The sequence below is a fragment of the Flavobacterium sp. ACN6 genome (assembly GCF_002304005.1).
GTDB lineage: Bacteria > Bacteroidota > Bacteroidia > Flavobacteriales > Flavobacteriaceae > Flavobacterium.
Genome location: NZ_MRCQ01000003.1, coordinates 32,704 through 52,911, shown reverse-complemented (window position 1 = coordinate 52,911; position 20,208 = coordinate 32,704). Strand labels below are relative to the sequence as shown.

Sequence of the window (20,208 nt, the reverse complement as noted above, 5' to 3'; positions counted from 1 at the left end):
AATTAACAACTAACAATTTATAATTAACAATTAATACGGACAGTGACGACAATCATTTCCGCAGCAAGTGCCGCGTTTTAAATGAAACCAAGTTTTAAAAACCATGTTGCCGTTTTCAATATAATAATCAATCCCTTCGATTAATTTTTCTGTTTTGGGCAAAGATATGGCTTTGTTTTTTGGAGCATTATGAGGTGTAACAGTTTCAATATAAGCATCGATTTTATCCTCGCAAGCTTCTTTGAAACAATTGGGACAGAGACAGTCTCCGCCTTCAGAAAGATTGAAGATTGGCGGGTAATCATTACACCAGCACTTGTTCTCTATAGATATATCTCCACAGCTGAATTCAGATTCACAGCTTGAGCAAATTTTCATTTTTGTGGTATTCATGTTGTAAAGATACAATTGTTTAAATTTGTAAGAATAAAGGTAAACAAAAAAAATAGAAAATACTTTACCTTTGCTTCATCCAAAACATAAAACATGAGACATTTATTCCCTAAAATGATTTTTGCAGCTTCTTTTTTTATTCTTATCGGATGTAAGAAGAATGAGAAAGTTGAAATTGTAAAAGCTGCGAATGCAAAGAATAGTATCGAATATGCATCGGGACTTTCGATCGTAAAATATGAAGATTATTCGGTTGTAACAGTCTCAAATCCATGGCCAAATGCGAATAAAGATTTTAAATATATATTAAAAGAAAAAGAAGCTAAAGTTCCAGACAGTCTTCAAACTTATACTACAATTCAAGTGCCATTAGAGTCTGTTGTTGTTACTTCAACGACTAATATCCCGTTTTTAGAAATGCTTGAAGTAGAAAACAAATTGGTTGGATTTCCTCATACAGATTATATTTCTTCGGAAAAAACACGAGCATTAATTGATAAAGGTTCTGTTAAAAACGTTGGACAAAACGAAAAACTAAATATTGAGCAGTTGATCGAATTATCTCCAGATGTGATTGTGACTTTTGGTGTTGACAATAATAATCCGATGCTGGATAATTTGAAAAAAAGCGGTTTAAAAGTTTTAATTCAAGGCGATTGGATGGAACAATCTCCACTTGGAAAAGCAGAATGGATCAAACTTTACGGTGCTTTGTTTGGTAAGGAAGAGCAGGCAAAAGAGCTTTTTGACAAAATTGTAGAAAGTTACAATCAGGCTAAAAAGTTAGTTGCAGACAAGCCGGCTACATCAAAAGTGTTATACGGTTCAATGTATGAAGATGTTTGGTACGTTGCCAAAGGAAATAGCTGGGTTGCCGAGTTTATGAATGATGCTAAAGCTAATTATCTATGGTCGGATTTAAAAGGAACAGGAAGCGAAGGTTTGTCTTTTGAAAAAGTTTTAGACAAAGCCAAAACCGCCAATATCTGGATTGCTTCTGGTTCGTTTAAAAGTTTAGATGAATTGCAAAAAGCAAATCCACATTATGGGGAATTTGATGCGTTTAAAAATAAAAGTGTTTATAATTTTGAAGGCAAATTGGGAGCAACCGGCGGAACAGTGTATTACGAATTGGCTCCAAGCCGTCCAGATTTGGTTTTAAAAGATTATATCAAAATTTTCCACCCTGATTTATTAGCAAGTTACGAATTTACTTTTGCATCAAAACTGAACTAAATTGGCGAATAAAAAAAGAAATACGATTTTATTTGTCGTTTTGGCTTTAGGTCTTTTGCTGATGTTTTTCGCAAGCATTAGTTTGGGATCCGTGTTGATTCCGTTCAAAGATGTTTTTGCAAGTTTAACGGGAGGTCATGTAGAAAAATCAACTTGGGAATATATTATTATTAATTATCGCCTGCCAAAAGCAATTACGGCAGTTTTGGTTGGAAGCGGACTTGCCATCAGCGGCCTTTTGATGCAGACTTTATTTCGAAATCCGCTTGCTGGGCCTTATGTTTTAGGATTAAGTTCTGGAGCGAGTTTGGGCGTTGCTTTTGTAATTTTAGGAGCAGGATTTCTTCCGTCTTTTTTAAGTGTCATTGCACTGTCATCTTACGGAATTGTCTTAGCTTCTACATTTGGCAGTACATTGGTTTTATTATTGGTTTTGGTAGTTTCACAAAGATTACGAGATACAATGGCAATTCTAATTGTCGGCTTAATGTTCGGTAGTTTTACAACGGCAATCGTAAGTGTTTTAACCTATTTTAGTACCGCAGAACAATTACAGAAATTTACCTTCTGGTCTATGGGAAGCCTCGGAAATCTTTCGTGGCCAACCATCGGAATTCTGACTTTCTGCGTTGCAATCGGATTGCTTTTAAGCGCAAATAGTATAAAACCATTAAACGCATTGCTTCTGGGTGAAAACTACGCAAAGAGTATGGGATTGAACTTTAAGCGCGCCAGATTAATAATCATCTTTGCAACCAGTATTCTAGCAGGTTCTATTACAGCTTTTGCAGGCCCGATTGCTTTTGTTGGTTTAGCCGTTCCGCATATTGCAAAACTCACGTTTCAAACTAGTAATCATACAATACTATTTTGGAGTACGTTGTTTTTCGGTTCTATTATAATGTTATTTTGTGATATAGTTTCGCAAATGCCAGGCTTTGATGTTACGCTGCCAATTAATGCGATTACGTCCATAATTGGAGCGCCGGTTGTAATCTGGCTTTTGGTAAGAAAAAGAAATTTTAGGTAAAAACCTACAAATATTGTTGTCTTTAGTTTTTTAAACACATAGATACATAGTTTTCAAAGCCGATTAAAGGCGTTTCACTTTTTTAAACAATAATAGTTTTAGTGAGTTAAACTGGTTTTCTATTATTATAAAACTAATTTTAATATGGTACTCAAAAATCTAGATGAATTAACTTTTAATGTAATTGGTGCTTGTATTGAAGTACATAAAGCAATTGGAAAGGGTTTACTCGAAAATATTTATCATCAATGTTTGAAAGAAGAATTAAGATCTCGAAACATACAGTTTTTTACAGAAATGAAGGCGCTCTTAATCTATAAAGGCAAAGAATTACATGTAGATTTAAAATGTGATTTGTTCTTAGAGAATTGTTTGGTAGTTGAATTAAAAGCAACATCAGAAATAAGTCCAATATATGAGGCACAATTAATGACATACATGAAACTGCTAAAAGCTCCAAAAGGAATTATAATTAATTTTAACTGCCTCAATATTTTTAAAGAAGGTCAAAAAACATTTGTAAACGAATATTTCAAACTGTTGCCAAAGTTCTAAGTTCAACAGCTATGTGTTAATTTGCGAGTAAATTTTCAAATACACTTTTAGATGAAAAATGAAACCTATGTTTCTATGTGTTTAAAAAATAATTGCAATGATTAGAAGTATATTAAAAACCTCAGATTTAAATATTGGATATAAATCCAAAAAAGGCATTACGACCATCGCGGCCAATCTAAATTTAAATCTGCAATCTGGTAAACTTATTACTTTAATAGGAGCCAACGGAATTGGGAAATCGACTTTACTGCGAACGCTTACTGGAATTCAAAAACCGTTATCGGGAAATGTTTATTTAAACGAAAAGAATATTTCCGATTTTAAACCTTTAGAATTGGCACAGAATCTAAGTTTGGTTTTAACAGAAAAACTGCCTCCAAGTAATCTTTCCGTTTTTGAATTAGTTGCATTGGGGCGTCAGCCGTATACAAATTGGGTAGATATTTTGTCAAATGATGATATAGCGAAAGTTAAAGAAGCAATGAATCTGACTCAAATCGAGCATTTAGCATCAAAAAAACATTTTGAAATTAGCGACGGTCAATTGCAGAAAGTTTTAATCGCCAGAGCTTTGGCACAAGATACACCGCTGATTATTTTAGATGAGCCAACAACGCATCTTGATTTACTTCATAAAGTTTCATTATTCAAATTATTGAAAAAACTGACTCAGGAAACTCAAAAATGTATTTTGTTTTCGACACACGATATTGACTTAGCAATTCAATTAAGCGACGAAATGATCATGATGACACCAGAAAATATTACGCAGGATCAGCCTTGTAACTTAATTTCAAACGGAAGTTTCAGCAATCTCTTCAAAGACGAGCATATTATTTTTGATGCTGAAAAAGGGAAATTTATTGTGACTTAATTAGTCTTCTCCTGCAAGGTTTGCAAAACCTTGTAGGAGATTAATTTGTAAACTTATTTTTTCAATCCAATTTGTCTCTTAGCTTCACCAACTACAAAAGCAACAGAATTGGCAATATTAAAACTGCGAATAAGCGGAGACATCGGAATCGTTAAATGATTCTCAAACCTTTCCATAAATTCGGCACTCAAACCAACACTTTCTTTTCCGAAAACTAACCAATCTCCATCTTGAAATTCAGTTTCCAAATACGATTTTTCAGAATGCGAACTCATTAAAAATACACGCGATTGATCTGGAATCTGCTGTATCCATTCTTCAACATTTTGATATTCGGTTACATCCAAATGAACCCAATAATCCAAACCAGAACGTTTCAGGTTTTTATCATTAATCACAAATCCGAAAGGATGAATTAAATGAAGACGACTTTCTGTGCCCACACATAATCTTCCAATATTTCCAGTATTGTTTGGTATTTCAGGTTCTACAAGAACAACGTTTAGCATTATCGTTTATTTGTTTAATCGGTTAATCGTTAATTTGGCAGGTTTGGTTTATTTTCTAATGATCAAATTGACACATTTTCTAATTTGAAATCAGAAACTTCTAAAACTTCCCCAGCTTTTAGGTCTTGCAAATATACATTTCCTATTCGAACGCGAACAAGACGCAGCGTAGGAAAACCAACTGCGGCAGTCATTTTGCGAACCTGACGAAACTTTCCTTCATTTATAGTGATTGATGCCCAAGAAGTCGGGCCGTGGCGCTCATCTCTGATTTTTTTGGCTCTTGGTCCAAAATCTGGAATTTCGGTAACAATAAAAGCAGAGCAGGGTTTTGTTTTGTATTTTCCTCCCTCAAAACCAATTTCGACACCTTTTTGCAATTCTTCAATTGCTTCGGGTGTTATTATGCCGTCTACTTGGACATAATATTCTTTGTCTACTTTTTTGCTTCTTATTTGTTCGCTTACTTTTCCATCAGTTGTTAATAAAAGTAAACCTTCAGAATCTTCGTCCAATCTTCCAATCGCCATTGTTCCTTCGGGAAAATCATGTAATTCGCCCAAAAGCTTTTTCTTTCTTTTTAATTCATAAATAAATTGGCTTAAGTAGCCATAAGGTTTAAAAAGAATGAAGTGTCTGTGCATTTTTAATTTTTTGCAAAGATAGTTTCTTTCCTAAAATTAAAAGTGAAGTCAGTCTATTAGTTTCTTAGCAAAATAATCTCTGAATCAGCGAATGTTGTAAATAAGAAAAAGAATTATGAAAGAACTGCCGTTATTAAGCTAAAGCAATGTTAAACCATTTAGATTTAAGACTTAGAATTCGTAATATTATAGTAGAAACTCAAAAGAATAAAGCTATGGCAACGAATAATTTAGGAACGAAAAAGATAAATGGAACCCAAAAAGATATCGACGAATCTAAAGGGAAAAATGTTTCGCACGATAAAGATTTAAAAGATGCAAAATTGAAAAAAGAAGTGGTAACAGATGCAGACGGAGATAAAAAAATAGTAGATCGAGCTCGAAATGAAAACGAAGATATTCAATTGAAAACTCCAAAAACGTCATCGGACAATCCAAATTCTAATCGTGGTGTATCTTCTGAAGAAGAAGCAAAAAAAACGGTTGAGAATAAGGATCGCAATTCAGATGTAACTCCAGACCGATATCCAAATTCAAATCCGGAAAGTCATAAAGACCGCGGTAATATGAAATTGGATGAAGATGAATAATACGAAATTTTTTAAACATAAAGGTCTTTTTAATATCAAATAACATAAGATTAGCGGTAAGCGTTAATGTTATTGTAAACTCCTCTCAAACCTTGAGAATCGCTTTAGATCTTCGTAAATTAGAAGTACAAATTTAAATCTTAAGAATATGTCACTTTTAGAAAATAAAGTTGCATTTGTATCTGGCGGAGGTTCAGGAATTGGACGCGCAGTTGCAGAAGCATACGCTCGCGAAGGAGCAAAAGTAGTAGTATCTGATATTAATGTAGATCACGGTGAACAAACCGTAAAAGTTATAAAAGAAAATGGCGGAGAAGCTTTTTTCGTAAAAGGAGATTCGTCGAGTGCAATTGATAACAAACATATGATTGAGGTTACGGTTTCAAAATACGGCCGACTTGATATTGCATGTAATAATGCCGGAATGGGCGGACCTGCAAAACCAACTGGAGAATACGAACCAGACGAATGGGATAAAGTAATTGCTTTAAATTTAAGCGGTGTCTTTTATGCCTGCCGCTATCAACTGGAACAAATGGAAAAAAATGGCGGTGGAAGTATTGTTAATATTGCTTCAATTCATGGGCAAGTTGCAGCTCCAAATAGCCCAGCTTACACTGCAAGTAAACATGCTGTCGTTGGCTTGACTAAAAATATTGCAGTAGAATATGCGCAGAAAAATATTCGTTGTAATGCTGTTGGACCTGGTTATATTGAAACAGCGCTTTTAAAAGACAATTTAAATAAAGATATGATGAATGCCGTTGCAGCAAAATCTGCCATGAACCGTTTGGGAACTGCTGAGGAAATTGCAGAGTTAGTAGTTTTCTTAAACTCTGATAAATCATCATTTACAACAGGAAGTTATATTATTGCCGACGGCGGTTATACAGCGGTATAATGAAATGTACATCAATTGAGAAATAGTAAAAAAGGCTTCCAAATCTGGAAGCCTTTCTTGTTGAAAATCTATAACAATGATTTTCTCAATTGATCGAAATCAATTTGATTTGAATTAGTAAGCGTATGAAAATAATTTAATTGCCATTTTTGTGTTTTCTGAGCTTGTTTGCTTGTAGTTTCATCCCAAGGCGGATAAACTCTTGTTGCTCTTATTCCTTCTTTGTTTTGGGTAGAAAAAACACCTTTTTCTAATAATATACTTTTCGGAAAAATAAACTGTCCCCAATTTTCATCCTTTCGAACACTTACAATCACAAAGTCTATTGTGTCAGAAAAGTCAAAAGGTTCGATTGTTCCGCTTGTATTTCTTTTCCATAAAGTAACAAACTGACCTGTTTTGGTTGGAGTTATTTTTGCTTCTCTGTAGCAAATGTTTTTTTCATTTATAAGAAAACGGAAAGCGCTGTATTCTTCACTTTCTTTTTCTTTTAAAAGTGTTTTCAATTGAAGACCGGCTTTATCAAAAACTTTTTCTTTAGCCAAAAATAAATCGGTTGGAACTGATTTTGAATCAATTGAAGAAGCAGTAAAATCCATAAAAAAAGAGTAATTAAGTTCTGAAATTATTACGAATTTAATTTAGAACGAAACATTTAATCCAAAATTTAATCCCCATTGAAACTGATTAAAAGACTGACTGTTTAACGGATTGATATAATAATTCATAGCAGGTTCTACAAATACATTTGTCTTTTTGTAAACACGGTATTGAATTGTACTGCTCAAAGTCGAACCATATACATAATCGTTTGCACTTACATTCTGACCAATAGAATTTCCATCCAAAGCTACGTTGTTAGATATCAATTTGCCCACAAAACCACCTGTATTCAAATTGATACTTGCTTTATTTTTATTGAAAACAGCATACGAAACTTCCAAAGGCATTTCTATATATCGTAAGTTTTGATCCAGTTTTCCTGTTTGTATATTATCATTTTTTAAAGCCTCTTTTGTGCTGTTTGAAATAAGAAGATACTCAGGATTACTGCCTGACATCGCAATTGGACTGTCTGCACGCGATTCGCCTGGAGCAAATAAAGCATTATTTTTGGCACTTACATACGAAACGTTAGCAACACTTTGTCCAAGCTCATTAATTTTTAGACCAGAACCAACGGCCCATTTTTTATTAATACTGTATTTCGTTTTAACTCCATAAGAATTAGACTGCTTAGAATCGTTTACATTACCTAAAGTTTTTTCGTTCCTAGTGTTTTCAGAACTTGCAACACCCGCAAAAACTGCAACGGCCCATTTTTCCTTTTTATCAATTAATTTGTCTTTTTTCTCTTTTTCGTCTTTTGTAGTTTCAGCAGTTAAAATTCCTTTTTCTAAGTTTTGAAGTTCAGCCAGCTGTGCAGAATCTTTTTTACTTAAAACATTGTTGAATTTCGAATTTTCCTTTGCAGCAACATATTTATCAGTTCCTGTTTTTCCGCTTTTATTATTTACATCATTTTGTTTTGATGTGTTGTTACTTACCACAGAACTTTGATTATTGTAGGCAAAATTCTTGTTGTCTCTCCCGATTAAACCTGCATCAAAAATAGAATTAGAAAGTTGTTTTTGAGCATTTGAATTAAACTTACTTTCTTTTCCAAAAGCAATTCTGTCTTCAGAAATTCCTTTAGCTGCAGCTTGTCTTCCATTTTCTAAAATGGATTTTTTTGAAGATTTACCACTCGATTTATCTTTCGAAGAATAAAAATTCTGACTAGCAAAAGATTGGTTCGGAGCATTGCTTGGGATCTGCATATTAGATTCAGAACCTTTTTTATTCGTTTTATTATTTTTATTTGAATGCGCTACAGCAGTTTCTTGTCCTTGATTTCCTTTCGGATTATTTACTTGATTTTTTTCTGGAGAAATAGTAATTACAGAATCAGCCGCTTTTGTATGGTTTACTATATGTTCGTTAGTGCTGTTTTTATTAGTATCAGTATTGTTTGTTTTTTCTTCAAGAACGACACGGTTATTTTCGAAACCGCCATTTTCAAAGTTTTTATTTTGAGGATTGGCAGTAAAATATAAAATTGAAGGCAGAAGCAGCCCCAATAATAAGCATGCAGCAGCCGACCACCAAAGAATAGCACGCTTCTTCCTTTTAGGTTTATTTAATTTTTCTTCAATTTGACCCCACAATTCAGGAGGCGGAATACTCGAGAAGTCTTCCATTGATGAAAAAATATCTTCTATTTTATGCTTCTTCATGCTGTCTTAAAATTTTTTATACTCAAAATTCGCTTTTGTAAAATATGTTTGGCGCGATTTAAATTTGATTTTGATGTTCCTTCGGAGATTTTTAATAATTCGGCAATTTCTTTGTGTTTCATTTTTTCAAAAACATATAAGTTAAAAACCGTTCGATATTGATCAGGTAAATCCCGAATAAATTCCAAAAGTTTTTCCTGTTCCATCGGTATTGCCTCTAATTCCTCTTCCTCAATAAAATCAGTGTCAGGATCGAAGACATCTAAAAAGAAACTTTCCTTTTTCTTTTTGTTTAAAGTTTCGATGAGCTTATTGATGAAAATCCGTTTGAGCCATCCTTCGAAACTTCCCTCAAATTTGTATTGGTTTATTTTCTGAAAGACAATTACAAAAGCATCCTGAAAGACATCTTTGGCGTCATCTTCGTTTTTCATATATTTCAAACAGATGCCATACAAAACAGGAGAGAACAACTGATAAATTTTCAGTTGTCCCTCTCTGTCATTTTTCATACACAGTTTGATATATTTTTCTAACTCGTCTTTCAAAAAAGTGGTATTGTTTGGTTTTGCAAAAATAGTTCTAAAAAGCTTATAAAACTATCTTTTAAAAATAGTACGAGCTACGTCTTGATTATTACTCACAATTCGTTAGGTTTTGATTGTCAAGGTTTTCTATTACGTAAGTTTTGCCTTCAAACATAATTAAATCATGTTCTGACTTGTCAAAATATCCTATCCCTTTTTGTATTTTATACGTGTTGTTTCTAATCTCTATATTCTTCCATCTCAAATAAGGATTACTAGTTCCGCCTACAGATTTTTTCCAGATCCAAGTATTTACAATCAAACTTGATTCTGCTTTAGTAGTTTCTATAGTGTAAAAACTGGCAAAAGAAAGAATGCAATAAAAGATAAAAAGAGTTCTTTCATGTTTAAATTATTTTAAACTTGTAATTTTTTCTTGAATAACTTTTTTGAAAGCTTTTATTTCTGCACTTTGATCTTGAGTGTCATTGTTATCAATATAAACTTTTGTTACAACTGCACCTTGGCGTAATTCAAAATAGACACCAGCTGCATTAGGCGTACCGTAAGTTTTTGTTTGTCCTTTTAAAGCCAAAATTTCAGCAGGAACAGTTTTTAACAATAATGTATAATCTCCTCTTTTTATAGTTGGCGTGTATTTATATTGACCAAAATCGTATTGTCCAGCTGCAACGTTTAGGAATTTTAAAATATTATAATCGTTGATTTGGAAGAATTTTTGGCAGTCGGCAGTAGTACATTGGCTGTCATAACTTCCAATAACAATATTGTCACTGTTTTCATTTGTTTTCACAAAAATGAAACCTTTAGCTGTTTTTGGAATTAAAACAAAATCTGAAGGGTAAGTTGGATTCTGCGTTACATTTTCGCCGGTTACTGGAGCTTTTTCATAGTAATTAACGATGATTTCGCAATTATTCTCTACAATAGAAGTAATTTTAATAGCATAACCGCTGGTAGGTTTAACCCCTGCAAAAATGGAAACTAAATATTGTTTTGTAAAATCGATGTTAGGGTCGCTTGCAACAGGACAACTATTTTCATGTTTAATGAATAATTCATTCATTTTTTCCTGAGATCCAATAACTGCTACAGCAGCAGTGTTTTGCTGTGTTTTTACGCTGTAATTACACAAGAAAGGAAATCCGGTAAAGGCAACACTTGTGTTAACGCCACAGTCAATGTAATTGTTGTCATCGTTAAGAGAACAAGCGCTGATTCCAAAAGCTATAAATAAGCTCAACATTAATTTTTTCATAATTCTTTTTAATAGGTTTATAATTTGTAGATGGCACTTTAAAAAAAAGGTTGCGTTGAACGTTTATTTTTTTTTAAAATTAAAATGTTGGTTTAGTTTGGATTGAATCTGAATTCGTGAATTTTCTATTTTATGAACTATGTACTACGTATTATTGCGTACTTTTACGTAAAATAAACTTAGTTATGTCTGATTATCTACCATTTTTATTAGGTTTTGTAGTAGCGCTTTTTGTTGGGATATACTTAGGTAAAATGCTTTCAGGATCAAAATATCAGTCTGAAAAAGCAATTTCTGAAGAAAGATTGAATGCTGTGAACAATCAGATGCAAATGCAGAAAGAGCAGTTTGAAAACGAGAAAAATTATTTTCAGAAACAATTGCAGCTGCTTAATTCAGAGAAAGAAAATATTCGAACAGAAAAAGACAGTTTAGCAATCCAGCTTTCTAAAAAAGAAGTCGATTTTGAAAATTTATGGGAACGCCATAAAGAACAAAAAAATGAGATCAACGAACTTCAGGAGAAATTTACCAAAGAATTTGAAAATCTAGCCAATAAAATCCTTGAAGAAAAATCGGCTAAGTTTACCGAGCAGAACAGTGAGAATATGAAAAATATTCTGTTACCGCTTCAGGATAAAATTCATGTCTTTGAACAAAAAGTAGATCAGACACACAAAGAAAGTATCGATTACCACGCCGCACTTCGCCAGCAGATTTTAGGTTTAAGCGAAATGAATGCCCAAATGAGCAAAGAAACCTTAAATCTAACCAAAGCATTAAAAGGCGACAGCAAAATGCAGGGAAATTGGGGCGAACTGGTTTTAGAGCGTGTTTTAGAAAAATCGGGATTAGAAAAAGGAAGGGAATATGAAGTACAGCAAAGCTTTACAAACAGCGAAGGAAACCGTGTTTTTCCAGATGTTGTAATTAATCTTCCCGACGGTAAAAAAATGATTGTCGATTCTAAAGTTTCACTTGCCGCCTATGAAAAATGGATTAATGAAGAATCCGAGCTTTTAAAAATTGATTTTCTAAAAGAACATGTCAATTCTATCAGAAGACATGTGGAACAGCTTGGAAGTAAAAATTACCATGATTTATATCAAATAGAAAGTCCAGATTTTGTACTGCTTTTTATTCCGATGGAACCTGCATTTGCAATTGCGTTAAACGAAGATCCTGGTTTATACACTAAAGCATTCGATCGCAATATCGTTATTGTAACGCCAAGCACACTTCTGGCAACTTTAAGAACCATTGATAGTATGTGGAGCAATCAAAAACAGCAGGAAAATGCTTTTGAGATTGCAAGACAAGCGGGCGCATTATACGATAAATTTGAAGGTTTTGTTTCTGATTTAGTTCGAATTGGAAATAAAATAAAAGATACCAAAACTGAATACGAAAGCGCAATGAATAAATTGGTAGACGGAAAAGGAAATTTGATTTCGAGCGTAGAAAGGTTAAAGAAAATGGGAGCAAAGGCAAAGAAATCACTTCCCGAAAATATTATAGCAAGAGCTTTAAATTCAGATGAAAATGAATTATTGAATTAATAAAAATTTTTAAACACATAGAAACATAGATTTTTGTTTTGTCTGATAAAGAATATAAAAAGAAACTAGTTTCACGCCTAGCACTTTGTTTGCTTAAAAGAGTGAAACGTCTTTCCTGAGTAAAAAACTATGAATCTATGTGTTTAAAAAATTAAAAACAAAAACTTTCCAAAAAACAAAAACATGACTACAGATTTTAAACCCGTTTCTTCATCAAAAATTAGCATATCAGAATTAATGCTTCCTTCGCACACTAATTTCAGCGGTAAAATTCACGGAGGATATATTTTGCAATTGCTGGATCAGATTGCATTTGCATCGGCTTCAAAATTCAGCGGTAATTATTGCGTAACAGCTTCTGTTGATACCGTAAACTTTCTAAAACCAATCGAAGTAGGAGAATTGGTAACCATGAAAGCCTCTGTTAATTATGTTGGAAGAAGTTCCATGATTGTCGGCATTCGTGTTGAGGCAGAAAATATTCAGACCGGAGTTGTCAAACATTGTAATTCATCGTATTTTACCATGGTTGCCAAAGATAAAGAAGGAAAAAGCGTTCAAGTTCCCGGATTGATTTTATCCAATTTACAAGAAGTGCGTCGTTTTAGAAAAGCGATAAAACATATCGAAGTCCGCAGAGAAGTCGAAGAGCATGAAAAACTTACCAATATTAATTCTATCGAAGATTTGGCTAGTTTAGAAAAATACAATGTCCTTCTAGAAATCAGTTAATATTTCTTATATTTATATGTTACACATTAAATAAAAGAAAACATGATAAAGTTTGGATATACAATATTGTACGTTGAAGATGTCGAAGAGGCATTAGCATTTTATGAAAATGCATTTGGTTTCTCAAGGAAATTTATAAGTCCTGATAATGATTACGGCGAATTAATTACCGGCGAAACAACACTTTCGTTTGCTTCAAAAAAATTAGCATCGCAAAATTTGGAAGATGGTTTTATAGAAAGCAGTTTAGAAGACAAACCTTTTGCCATAGAAATTGGTTTTATTGTTGAAAATGTTCCTGAAGTTTTGCAGAAAGCAACTTCCTTTGGCGCTGTTATGGTCTCTGAACCAGTAGAAAAACCATGGGGGCAAGTTGTAGCTTATGCAAGAGATTTAAATGGATTTTTAATTGAAATATGTACAGAAGTTAAAATGTAGTTTGCAAATATCTCACATTTCACAACAAACATTTTTCATTAAAACATTCACAAATATTTAGCATTAGCGGCAGAACTTTGCACTTGGAAATTTCGTAACTTTAAGTGTAATCATAAGGTTACGAAATTTTTCACGGATTACTGCCGTTCGACTTTTTTGACTTATCTGAATCTAACTTTTTACTTTCTTTTAAATAGAAAAACTTGAATGACATAATTGTTTTAATGTAGACGATTATGAAAACAACTACTTTATTATTTTTATTTTTTACTGCTTTTTCTGTACTTGCCCAAGACAAGTTTTTTACCAATACCGCTACGGTAAACTTTGAAGCGTCTGTTCCTTTTTTTGAAGAAATAAAAGCAGTAAACAGACAAGTCGCAATTCTATTAGAACCTAAAACCAGTACGTTTGTCTGTACTGTAATGATCAAAGATTTTCGTTTTAAACTGGATATGATGCAAGACCATTTTAACGAAAATTATATGGAAAGCCGTCGTTATCCAAAAGCTGTTTTTAAAGGAAAAATTGAGAAATTTGATTTGAAAGATATCAATGATGTCGAGAAACAATATCAGATTAAAGGAAAGCTTTATTTACGCGGCAAATCAAAAGACATTGTGGTGAATGCTTTAATTAAGAAAGTTGCAGAAGGAATTCAGGTAATTTCAGATTTTCCAATTGCAGTTTCAGATTTTAATATTCAAATTCCGAGTTCAGTCGCGGCTAAAATTGCGCAGACGGCTAATACAGCGTTAACTGGAGTAATCCGTACAGATGATGTAATGTACTTAACTCTGAAATAAAATTATTTTACGCAGTTTATAAGTGTTTTTTCAAGATCACTAAATTGAAATTCAAAACCTGTTTTCTGAATTTTTTCAGAAGAAGCCCGCTGTCCTGTTAAAACAGCTATACTCATTTCGCCCAAGAAAATTTTCAGTAAAAATGGCGGAATTTTTGGCAGCCATATCGAGTAGCCGAATAAATTGGCTAATGTTTTAGAAAACCTAGAGTTGGTTGTATTGTCTGTAATACAGGCGTTGTAAGGGCCTTCTAGTTTTTCGTCTTCGATGCTTTTTAAATAGATTCGGCACAAATCGTCAATATGAATCCAAGGAAGATATTGTTTTCCAGAACCAAGAACAGACCCAAAACCAGATTTAAAAGTCGGAATCATTTTTTTGAGAAAGCCTTCGTCTTTGCCTAATACAATACCAGTTCTTACTTTAACCGTTCGGATTTGTAAAGAGCCGATTGTATCAACCGCGTTTTCCCATTTTTGACACGTTGTGCCTAAAAAATCATTTGCAGGCGGCGTATTTTCCGTACAGATTTTATGGCTCGTAAAAGCGCCGTAAATTCCAACAGCCGAAGCAGAAACAAAAGCATTAAGTTTTTTATTGTGTTTTTCTAAAACCGAAAAAATTAAATCAATTGGTTTAATCCGACTTTCTATAATGGCTTTTTTTCTTTTTTCTGTCCATCGTTTTTCCACGATTCCTTCTCCAGCAAGATGAATGATATAATCGGCGTTTAAAACTGCATTTTCATCAATATAGTTTTTATTCAAATCCCATTTATAATAGGTAATTGCTGCAGTGTTTTCTCTGTTGGAACGACTCAAAATAGACACAGAATATCCGGCATCTAAAAGAACATCTGTTAAGTGTTTTCCAATGAATCCGCTTCCGCCGGTTAAGAGAACATTTTGAGCCATAATAGTTTATAATATATTTAACAGTGTATATTGTTTAAGGATTAGTAAAGGTACTTAAACAATGTTTACCTTTATGGCAAATTCTAAATTTTAATAAAATGACGACTAATAAAAAGGTAATTACCAAAGATGATATCGTTTCAAAATATATGGATGAGGTTTTAGAAAAGGGTCAAAAACCAAAATCGGTTTATCATTTTGCCAAAGAAAATGATTTTACAGAAGCTGAGTTTTATGCTTTTTTCGGAACATTAGAAGGTTTAGAAAAAGAGATATTTCGACTGTTTTTTGAAAACGCAGTTGACTTGCTTCACAAGAACGAAGAATATCAGCAATATGATATGAAAAACAAAATGCTGAGCTTTTATTTTACTTTTTTCGAAATCTTAACAGCAAATAGAAGTTATGTTTTACAATCGCTGAAAATCGATAGAAATCCGCTTAAAAATTTAGTACAGCTTACTTCGCTTAGAGACAGCTTTAAAAATTATGTTTCGGAAATTTTAACTGACGATTACAGATTGGAACAGGAGAAGTTTCAAAAATTTCAGGAAAAAGCTATTCAGGAATCGTCTTGGCTGCAGTTAATGCTGACGATTAAATTCTGGATGGAAGACGAATCGGCTGCTTTTGAGAAAACAGATATTTTTATCGAAAAATCAGTTAATGCATCATTTGAATTAATGAATGTTGCGCCAATGAACCATTTAATAGATTTTGGAAAATTTCTATTTAAAGAAAAAATACACAGCAGATAATGAAAACAATCGATTATATTCCAACTTCTAAAATAGAAAGAGCTGGAAAACTAGTTCAAACCGGAGCAAAAATCGGAGTGAACTACGTAAAGCATTATGCCGAAAAAATAGTAAACCCAGATTTAACCCGTGATAAACTAAACGAGAATAATGCAGAAGATATTTACGACGGATTAAAAAGTTTGAAAGGAAGCGCGCTTAAGGTGGCTCAAATGCTGAGTATGGATAAGAATTTCCTGCCTCAGGCTTATGTGGAGAAATTTTCGTTGTCGCAATTTTCAGTACCACCTCTTTCTGCTCCTTTGGTTTTAAAAACGTTCAAGAATAATTTTGGAAAAACACCTTACGAAATTTTTGATGAGTTTAATCCAAATTCAGTAAATGCAGCAAGTATTGGTCAAGTACATTTAGCAAAGAAAAACGACAAAAAACTGGCAGTTAAAATTCAATATCCGGGAGTTGCAAACAGCATTTCTTCAGATTTGGCTTTGGTAAAACCAATTGCCATTAGAATGTTTAATCTTCAGGGAAAGGATTCTGATAAATATTTTAAAGAGGTTGAAGACAAACTGATTGAAGAAACTAACTATTTGTTAGAATTACAACAAAGTCAGGAAGTTGTTGACGCTTGTAATAAAATTGAAAACATCATTTTTCCAAATTACTATCCAGAATTCTCGTCAGAGAAAATAATTACAATGGATTGGATGACGGGAATTCATCTTTCTGAATTTACAGCAATTAATACAGATCAGGAAGTTGGAGACAAAATAGGGCAGGCACTTTGGGATTTTTATATGTACCAAATTCACGTTTTGAGAAAAGTACACGCAGATCCGCATCCTGGAAATTTTTTGGTTAATGATCAAAATCAGTTAATTGCTTTGGATTTCGGCTGTATGAAACAAATTCCAGAAGATTTTTATACGCCATATTTTGAGCTAATCAACAAAAATGTGATTACTGATGAAAATCGTTTCAATGAAAAGTTATTCGAATTAGAAATTCTTCGACCAGACGACTCTCCTGCAGAAGTGACGTACTTCACAGATATGTTTCATGATTTATTGTCGCTGTTTACAAAACCTTTTCAAAACGAAACTTTCGATTTTGCCGATGAATCTTTTTTTAACGCTATCGCCGAATTAGGAAAACGCTTTTCTGAAGATACGAACTTGAAAAAAATGAACGGAAATCGTGGTTCTAAGCACTTCATTTATATGAACCGTACTTTCTTCGGACTTTATAATTTAATGTTCGATTTGAAAGCTAAGATTGTGGTTGATAATTATTTGAAGTATTAAGGATTTTGTTTCTTTTGTTTCAAGTTTCAGGTTTTAAATTGATGCAGAACAAAATACTACAGACCTTTGTCAAAGTTTTAAACTTTGACAAAGGTTTTTTTTATGTTTTTTGGGTAAACGTTTCGGAAATATTGGAATTTGGAATTTATCCCGAAGCATCGGGATTGGAATTTTATTTAACAATTCCCTTTTTATAAGTTGCAATCGCACGATCTCTCGCAAAAGCATGATCTACCATAGGTTCATTGTAGCCAAGATCAAACTCAGGAATCCATTTGCGGATGTATTCGCCTTTTTCGTCAAATTTCTTTTGTTGGATTTCGGGATTAAAAACCCTGAAGTAAGGTGCGGCATCACAGCCTGTTCCTGCGGCCCACTGCCAGTTTCCTACGTTTGAAGCTAATTCAAAATCTAATAATTTTTCAGCAAAATAGGCTTCGCCCCACTGCCAGTTAATCAATAAATGTTTACATAAAAAACTCGCCACAACCATGCGGACGCGATTGTGCATATAACCTGTTTCGTTAAGCTGACGCATTCCTGCATCGACCATTGGATAGCCTGTAGTTCCAGAACACCAGCGTTTAAAATCTTCTTCGTTGTTACGCCATTGAATTCCGTCGTAAGCCGATTTGAAATTATGATTGACACAATTGGGAAAACTGAATAAAATTTGAATAAAGAATTCCCGCCAAATTAATTCACTCAAAAAGGTTTGGTTCTTTTTATTTGCCCAATTTACTAATTTGCGAATACTTACCGTTCCAAAACGTAAATGTGGCGAAAGATAAGAGGTGCTGTCTAAAGCAGGAAAATCTCTGGTTTCTTTATAATTGGTAATTTGTGTTAAGTTGTGCGGCTGTACTTTTATGGTACTTCTTTCAAAACCTATTTCCTCTAAATCAGGAAATGAATATTGGTTTTTGGCAAAATTGGAGTGGAAGGGTTTAGAATCACATTCTGGAGCGGTGCCTGAAAGGTGATATTTCTCCAGCCATTTGTTTTTATAAGGAGTGTAAACGGTGTACGGAAGTCCGTCTGCTTTTGTGATTTCTTTTTCTTCGAAAATAACATGGTCTTTGTATAAGAAAGATTCAATGTTGTTTTCTTTTAATAATCCAGAAATTGTGTTGTCTCTCTTAATAGCGAATGGCTCATAATCTTTATTGAAGAATACATTTTGAATATCAAATTCTTCGATTAGCGATTTCCAAACTTCTTTTGTTTTTCCTTTTTTGATTAAGATCGAAGATTCAAATTGCTGTAATTCTGTGTTTATTTTTTGTAGTGAATCGTAAATGAAGCTGACTCTGGCGTCATTTTTTGGAAGGTTTTCTAAAATGTCTTCATCAAAAATAAATAGAGGAATAACAGGAAAATCTGATTGTAAAGCGTGAAATAATCCGGTATTGTCTTCGAGACGTAAATCACGTCTGAACCAGAAAAAAGAAACTTTTTGTTTTGTCATTGTATTTGTTCTCGCTAAGTTAAGTTTTTCTTTAGCACTTAAAATTGCTCGCAAAGACGCGAAGCCGCAAAGTTATTTATTTAAGTTTTTTCTATAAAACTTTGCAACTTCGCGTCTTTGCGAGATTGAAAAAATCTGTGGCTTTATTTATGTTTTAAATAATTCAAACTGCTTAAATGCTTTTTTGCTCTGCGTGGATTTTTATAATCTTTGGTTGTGATTTTGAATTAAACAATTCTTCGATTTTATTGTAACGGAAATCGAAAATAGTCTTCAATTTGTTTTTTACGACTAAACTGTTCATCATGCGTCCGAGAATGCCAAGGGGTAATGCGTAATGCACAATGTCTGTCATTTTGGTTCCGCCGTCTGGTGTGCGTTCAAAAAAGTGTTTGTGATGCCATAATTTGTAAGGTCCAAAACGCTGCACATCGATAAAGTATTCATTTTCTTTGCAGGCAGTAATTTCAGTAACCCAAGAAATTTTTATTCCTAAAAGGGGTTTTAAAGTATAGGTAATAATCTGTCCGTGATACATTCGCTTGTCGTCGAAATCTTTAATCTGGAAATTCATGTTGTCCAGTGTAATGGTCTGCAGGTTTTTTGGACTGGAGAAAAAATCCCAGCAGTCTTCAACGCTGGCATTTACATATTGTACGGTTGCTATTTTGTATAATTTCATTTGTTTTAAATCAATTGTTATAAAAATGTTTCTTGTATTACGTGAGCGTTAGGGGTTGTAGTGGAGCTCTTTTTGTGGCTGGCCTTTTTGCCAGACATAAAAAAGCGGGAACGAAAAACCCGACCCTTGGGGAACGCCCAAATAATGCTACATTTTATAATATTTTAATGGTACAAACAACATTCCGAAACATTCTCCTTTTTCTTTGTTGAGGTGTTTGTGGTGTATTTTATGTGCTTTTCTTAGTCCGATGAGGTACTTGTTTTTGGTGTTTTTGAACCATTTAAAACGCTGATGAATTAATACATCGTGAATTAGAAAGTAACAAATACCATAAAGCGTGACACCGCAGGCAATGAAAAACAAATAGTTGAAGCCGCCTAGGACACCAAAATAAAATAAAAGGATACTTGGGATCGCAAAAATGACGAAGAAAATGTCGTTGCGCTCAAAAGTATGCTCGTATCTCGGCTGATGGTGATCTTCGTGAAAATACCACATAAAACCGTGCATTACGTACTTGTGCGTAAGCCACGTAACACATTCCATAAATAGAAAAACGCCTAAAAAGATTAAAAAAGAAATCATTTTGTAAATGTTGTAATTAAAATTATGATTTAAAATCTGTTGAGTTTGACTTTGGATTATAAAAGATTGACTCTAAAGATTATTTTTTTTGCTTTGTTATTCTCTCATTTTTGTCATTTCGACCGAAGGAGAAATCTCTGCA

At 33.3% G+C, this 20,208-nt stretch carries 24 protein-coding genes; 12 read left to right on the top strand and 12 right to left on the bottom strand.

Annotation, left to right across the window (positions count from 1 at the left end):
• Positions 1 to 30 precede the first annotated feature (30 nt).
• Positions 31 to 378, bottom strand: coding sequence for a DUF5522 domain-containing protein (locus BSF42_RS05560; protein ID WP_371615194.1), 348 nt, complete (start codon positions 376 to 378; stop codon positions 31 to 33).
• A gap of 108 nt (positions 379 to 486) precedes the next feature.
• Here BSF42_RS05560 and BSF42_RS05555 point away from each other — a divergent pair, with 108 nt between their 5' ends.
• The 4 genes from BSF42_RS05555 to BSF42_RS05540 all read left to right on the top strand — a co-directional run bounded on the left by BSF42_RS05555 (position 487) and on the right by BSF42_RS05540 (position 4,091).
• Positions 487 to 1,629, top strand: a complete 1,143-nt coding sequence (locus tag BSF42_RS05555; RefSeq protein ID WP_095952125.1) for an ABC transporter substrate-binding protein — start codon at positions 487 to 489, stop codon at positions 1,627 to 1,629.
• Between the two features lies 1 nt (position 1,630).
• Positions 1,631 to 2,659, top strand: a complete 1,029-nt coding sequence (locus BSF42_RS05550; protein ID WP_095952124.1) for an iron ABC transporter permease — start codon at positions 1,631 to 1,633, stop codon at positions 2,657 to 2,659.
• A 144-nt stretch (positions 2,660 to 2,803) separates the two neighbouring features.
• Positions 2,804 to 3,214, top strand: coding sequence for a GxxExxY protein (locus tag BSF42_RS05545; RefSeq protein WP_095952123.1), 411 nt, complete (start codon positions 2,804 to 2,806; stop codon positions 3,212 to 3,214).
• A 100-nt stretch (positions 3,215 to 3,314) separates the two neighbouring features.
• Positions 3,315 to 4,091, top strand: a complete 777-nt coding sequence (locus BSF42_RS05540; protein ID WP_172426652.1) for an ABC transporter ATP-binding protein — start codon at positions 3,315 to 3,317, stop codon at positions 4,089 to 4,091.
• A 53-nt stretch (positions 4,092 to 4,144) separates the two neighbouring features.
• Here the strand turns inward: BSF42_RS05540 and BSF42_RS05535 are convergent, their stop codons facing one another.
• Positions 4,145 to 4,600 carry a tRNA (cytidine(34)-2'-O)-methyltransferase gene (locus tag BSF42_RS05535; RefSeq protein WP_095952121.1) on the bottom strand — a complete coding sequence of 152 codons (456 nt, stop codon included), beginning with the start codon at positions 4,598 to 4,600 and terminating at the stop codon, positions 4,145 to 4,147.
• Between the two features lie 62 nt (positions 4,601 to 4,662).
• A complete protein-coding gene (locus BSF42_RS05530) occupies positions 4,663 to 5,244 on the bottom strand; it encodes a pseudouridine synthase (RefSeq protein ID WP_095952120.1) in 582 nt (193 codons plus the stop codon).
• A 146-nt stretch (positions 5,245 to 5,390) separates the two neighbouring features.
• On the opposite strand from BSF42_RS05530, the gene BSF42_RS05525 reads away from it, so the two are divergent.
• Both BSF42_RS05525 and BSF42_RS05520 read left to right on the top strand, forming a co-directional pair.
• Positions 5,391 to 5,834: a hypothetical protein gene (locus BSF42_RS05525; protein WP_253250991.1), complete on the top strand. Its 444-nt coding sequence runs from the start codon at positions 5,391 to 5,393 to the stop codon at positions 5,832 to 5,834.
• Positions 5,835 to 5,982: 148 nt separating this feature from the next.
• Positions 5,983 to 6,735 (top strand): SDR family NAD(P)-dependent oxidoreductase, encoded by a 753-nt coding sequence (locus tag BSF42_RS05520; RefSeq protein WP_095952119.1) that lies wholly within the window; start codon positions 5,983 to 5,985, stop codon positions 6,733 to 6,735.
• Positions 6,736 to 6,803: 68 nt separating this feature from the next.
• Here BSF42_RS05520 and BSF42_RS05515 read toward each other — a convergent pair whose 3' ends face one another.
• From BSF42_RS05515 to BSF42_RS05495, 5 genes are all read right to left on the bottom strand, one after another.
• Positions 6,804 to 7,334 carry a MepB family protein gene (locus BSF42_RS05515; protein ID WP_095952118.1) on the bottom strand — a complete coding sequence of 177 codons (531 nt, stop codon included), beginning with the start codon at positions 7,332 to 7,334 and terminating at the stop codon, positions 6,804 to 6,806.
• A gap of 42 nt (positions 7,335 to 7,376) precedes the next feature.
• Positions 7,377 to 9,011, bottom strand: coding sequence for a hypothetical protein (locus BSF42_RS05510; protein WP_095952117.1), 1,635 nt, complete (start codon positions 9,009 to 9,011; stop codon positions 7,377 to 7,379).
• Positions 9,008 to 9,523: an RNA polymerase sigma factor gene (locus tag BSF42_RS05505; protein ID WP_256385344.1), complete on the bottom strand. Its 516-nt coding sequence runs from the start codon at positions 9,521 to 9,523 to the stop codon at positions 9,008 to 9,010. The genes BSF42_RS05510 and BSF42_RS05505 overlap by 4 nt, the downstream gene beginning before the upstream one ends.
• A 124-nt stretch (positions 9,524 to 9,647) precedes the next feature.
• On the bottom strand, positions 9,648 to 9,860 hold the full coding sequence (locus BSF42_RS05500; protein ID WP_253250989.1) for a hypothetical protein: 213 nt from the start codon (positions 9,858 to 9,860) through the stop codon (positions 9,648 to 9,650).
• Positions 9,861 to 9,950: 90 nt separating this feature from the next.
• The gene (locus tag BSF42_RS05495; RefSeq protein WP_095952115.1) at positions 9,951 to 10,817 is read right to left on the bottom strand and encodes a protease complex subunit PrcB family protein; all 867 of its coding nucleotides are present in this window, start codon (positions 10,815 to 10,817) and stop codon (positions 9,951 to 9,953) included.
• 185 nt (positions 10,818 to 11,002) lie between these two features.
• Between BSF42_RS05495 and rmuC the strand changes: the two genes are divergently transcribed.
• From rmuC to BSF42_RS05475, 4 genes are all read left to right on the top strand, one after another.
• Entirely contained in the window at positions 11,003 to 12,376 is a 1,374-nt protein-coding gene (gene rmuC / locus BSF42_RS05490; RefSeq protein ID WP_095952114.1) for a DNA recombination protein RmuC, read from the top strand.
• Between the two features lie 183 nt (positions 12,377 to 12,559).
• Positions 12,560 to 13,108 carry an acyl-CoA thioesterase gene (locus BSF42_RS05485; protein ID WP_057117795.1) on the top strand — a complete coding sequence of 183 codons (549 nt, stop codon included), beginning with the start codon at positions 12,560 to 12,562 and terminating at the stop codon, positions 13,106 to 13,108.
• Between the two features lie 42 nt (positions 13,109 to 13,150).
• Positions 13,151 to 13,546, top strand: a complete 396-nt coding sequence (locus tag BSF42_RS05480) for a VOC family protein (protein WP_095952113.1) — start codon at positions 13,151 to 13,153, stop codon at positions 13,544 to 13,546.
• Between the two features lie 236 nt (positions 13,547 to 13,782).
• Positions 13,783 to 14,352, top strand: a complete 570-nt coding sequence (locus BSF42_RS05475; RefSeq protein WP_095952112.1) for a YceI family protein — start codon at positions 13,783 to 13,785, stop codon at positions 14,350 to 14,352.
• Between the two features lie 2 nt (positions 14,353 to 14,354).
• On the opposite strand, the gene BSF42_RS05470 is transcribed toward BSF42_RS05475, so the two are convergent.
• Positions 14,355 to 15,266 (bottom strand): TIGR01777 family oxidoreductase, encoded by a 912-nt coding sequence (locus tag BSF42_RS05470; RefSeq protein WP_095952111.1) that lies wholly within the window; start codon positions 15,264 to 15,266, stop codon positions 14,355 to 14,357.
• A gap of 98 nt (positions 15,267 to 15,364) precedes the next feature.
• Here BSF42_RS05470 and BSF42_RS05465 point away from each other — a divergent pair, with 98 nt between their 5' ends.
• Both BSF42_RS05465 and BSF42_RS05460 read left to right on the top strand, forming a co-directional pair.
• Entirely contained in the window at positions 15,365 to 16,024 is a 660-nt protein-coding gene (locus BSF42_RS05465) for a TetR family transcriptional regulator C-terminal domain-containing protein (protein ID WP_095952110.1), read from the top strand.
• Positions 16,024 to 17,328, top strand: coding sequence for an AarF/ABC1/UbiB kinase family protein (locus BSF42_RS05460; RefSeq protein WP_095952109.1), 1,305 nt, complete (start codon positions 16,024 to 16,026; stop codon positions 17,326 to 17,328). Before BSF42_RS05465 ends, BSF42_RS05460 begins: the two co-directional genes overlap by 1 nt.
• Before the next feature lie 172 nt (positions 17,329 to 17,500).
• Here the strand turns inward: BSF42_RS05460 and BSF42_RS05450 are convergent, their stop codons facing one another.
• The 3 genes from BSF42_RS05450 to BSF42_RS05440 form a co-directional block, all read right to left on the bottom strand.
• Positions 17,501 to 18,796, bottom strand: a complete 1,296-nt coding sequence (locus BSF42_RS05450) for a deoxyribodipyrimidine photo-lyase (protein WP_095952425.1) — start codon at positions 18,794 to 18,796, stop codon at positions 17,501 to 17,503.
• A 172-nt stretch (positions 18,797 to 18,968) separates the two neighbouring features.
• Entirely contained in the window at positions 18,969 to 19,478 is a 510-nt protein-coding gene (locus BSF42_RS05445; RefSeq protein ID WP_095952107.1) for an SRPBCC family protein, read from the bottom strand.
• A 147-nt stretch (positions 19,479 to 19,625) separates the two neighbouring features.
• Positions 19,626 to 20,066, bottom strand: coding sequence for a sterol desaturase family protein (locus BSF42_RS05440; protein WP_095952106.1), 441 nt, complete (start codon positions 20,064 to 20,066; stop codon positions 19,626 to 19,628).
• Positions 20,067 to 20,208: the final 142 nt, after the last annotated feature.

What these genes read in the sequence shown, in the direction of transcription:
- BSF42_RS05560 (WP_371615194.1), bottom strand. Translation starts at nt 378, where the DNA reads ATGAAAATTTGCTCAAGCTGTGAATCTGAATTCAGCTGTGGAGATATA.
- BSF42_RS05555 (WP_095952125.1), top strand. Translation starts at nt 487, where the DNA reads ATGAGACATTTATTCCCTAAAATGATTTTTGCAGCTTCTTTTTTTATT.
- BSF42_RS05545 (WP_095952123.1), top strand. Translation starts at nt 2,804, where the DNA reads ATGGTACTCAAAAATCTAGATGAATTAACTTTTAATGTAATTGGTGCT.
- BSF42_RS05535 (WP_095952121.1), bottom strand. Translation starts at nt 4,600, where the DNA reads ATGCTAAACGTTGTTCTTGTAGAACCTGAAATACCAAACAATACTGGA.
- BSF42_RS05530 (WP_095952120.1), bottom strand. Translation starts at nt 5,244, where the DNA reads ATGCACAGACACTTCATTCTTTTTAAACCTTATGGCTACTTAAGCCAA.
- BSF42_RS05525 (WP_253250991.1), top strand. Translation starts at nt 5,391, where the DNA reads ATGTTAAACCATTTAGATTTAAGACTTAGAATTCGTAATATTATAGTA.
- BSF42_RS05520 (WP_095952119.1), top strand. Translation starts at nt 5,983, where the DNA reads ATGTCACTTTTAGAAAATAAAGTTGCATTTGTATCTGGCGGAGGTTCA.
- BSF42_RS05515 (WP_095952118.1), bottom strand. Translation starts at nt 7,334, where the DNA reads ATGGATTTTACTGCTTCTTCAATTGATTCAAAATCAGTTCCAACCGAT.
- BSF42_RS05510 (WP_095952117.1), bottom strand. Translation starts at nt 9,011, where the DNA reads ATGAAGAAGCATAAAATAGAAGATATTTTTTCATCAATGGAAGACTTC.
- BSF42_RS05505 (WP_256385344.1), bottom strand. Translation starts at nt 9,523, where the DNA reads ATGAAAAATGACAGAGAGGGACAACTGAAAATTTATCAGTTGTTCTCT.
- BSF42_RS05495 (WP_095952115.1), bottom strand. Translation starts at nt 10,817, where the DNA reads ATGAAAAAATTAATGTTGAGCTTATTTATAGCTTTTGGAATCAGCGCT.
- rmuC (WP_095952114.1), top strand. Translation starts at nt 11,003, where the DNA reads ATGTCTGATTATCTACCATTTTTATTAGGTTTTGTAGTAGCGCTTTTT.
- BSF42_RS05485 (WP_057117795.1), top strand. Translation starts at nt 12,560, where the DNA reads ATGACTACAGATTTTAAACCCGTTTCTTCATCAAAAATTAGCATATCA.
- BSF42_RS05480 (WP_095952113.1), top strand. Translation starts at nt 13,151, where the DNA reads ATGATAAAGTTTGGATATACAATATTGTACGTTGAAGATGTCGAAGAG.
- BSF42_RS05475 (WP_095952112.1), top strand. Translation starts at nt 13,783, where the DNA reads ATGAAAACAACTACTTTATTATTTTTATTTTTTACTGCTTTTTCTGTA.
- BSF42_RS05470 (WP_095952111.1), bottom strand. Translation starts at nt 15,266, where the DNA reads ATGGCTCAAAATGTTCTCTTAACCGGCGGAAGCGGATTCATTGGAAAA.
- BSF42_RS05465 (WP_095952110.1), top strand. Translation starts at nt 15,365, where the DNA reads ATGACGACTAATAAAAAGGTAATTACCAAAGATGATATCGTTTCAAAA.
- BSF42_RS05460 (WP_095952109.1), top strand. Translation starts at nt 16,024, where the DNA reads ATGAAAACAATCGATTATATTCCAACTTCTAAAATAGAAAGAGCTGGA.
- BSF42_RS05450 (WP_095952425.1), bottom strand. Translation starts at nt 18,796, where the DNA reads ATGACAAAACAAAAAGTTTCTTTTTTCTGGTTCAGACGTGATTTACGT.
- BSF42_RS05445 (WP_095952107.1), bottom strand. Translation starts at nt 19,478, where the DNA reads ATGAAATTATACAAAATAGCAACCGTACAATATGTAAATGCCAGCGTT.
- BSF42_RS05440 (WP_095952106.1), bottom strand. Translation starts at nt 20,066, where the DNA reads ATGATTTCTTTTTTAATCTTTTTAGGCGTTTTTCTATTTATGGAATGT.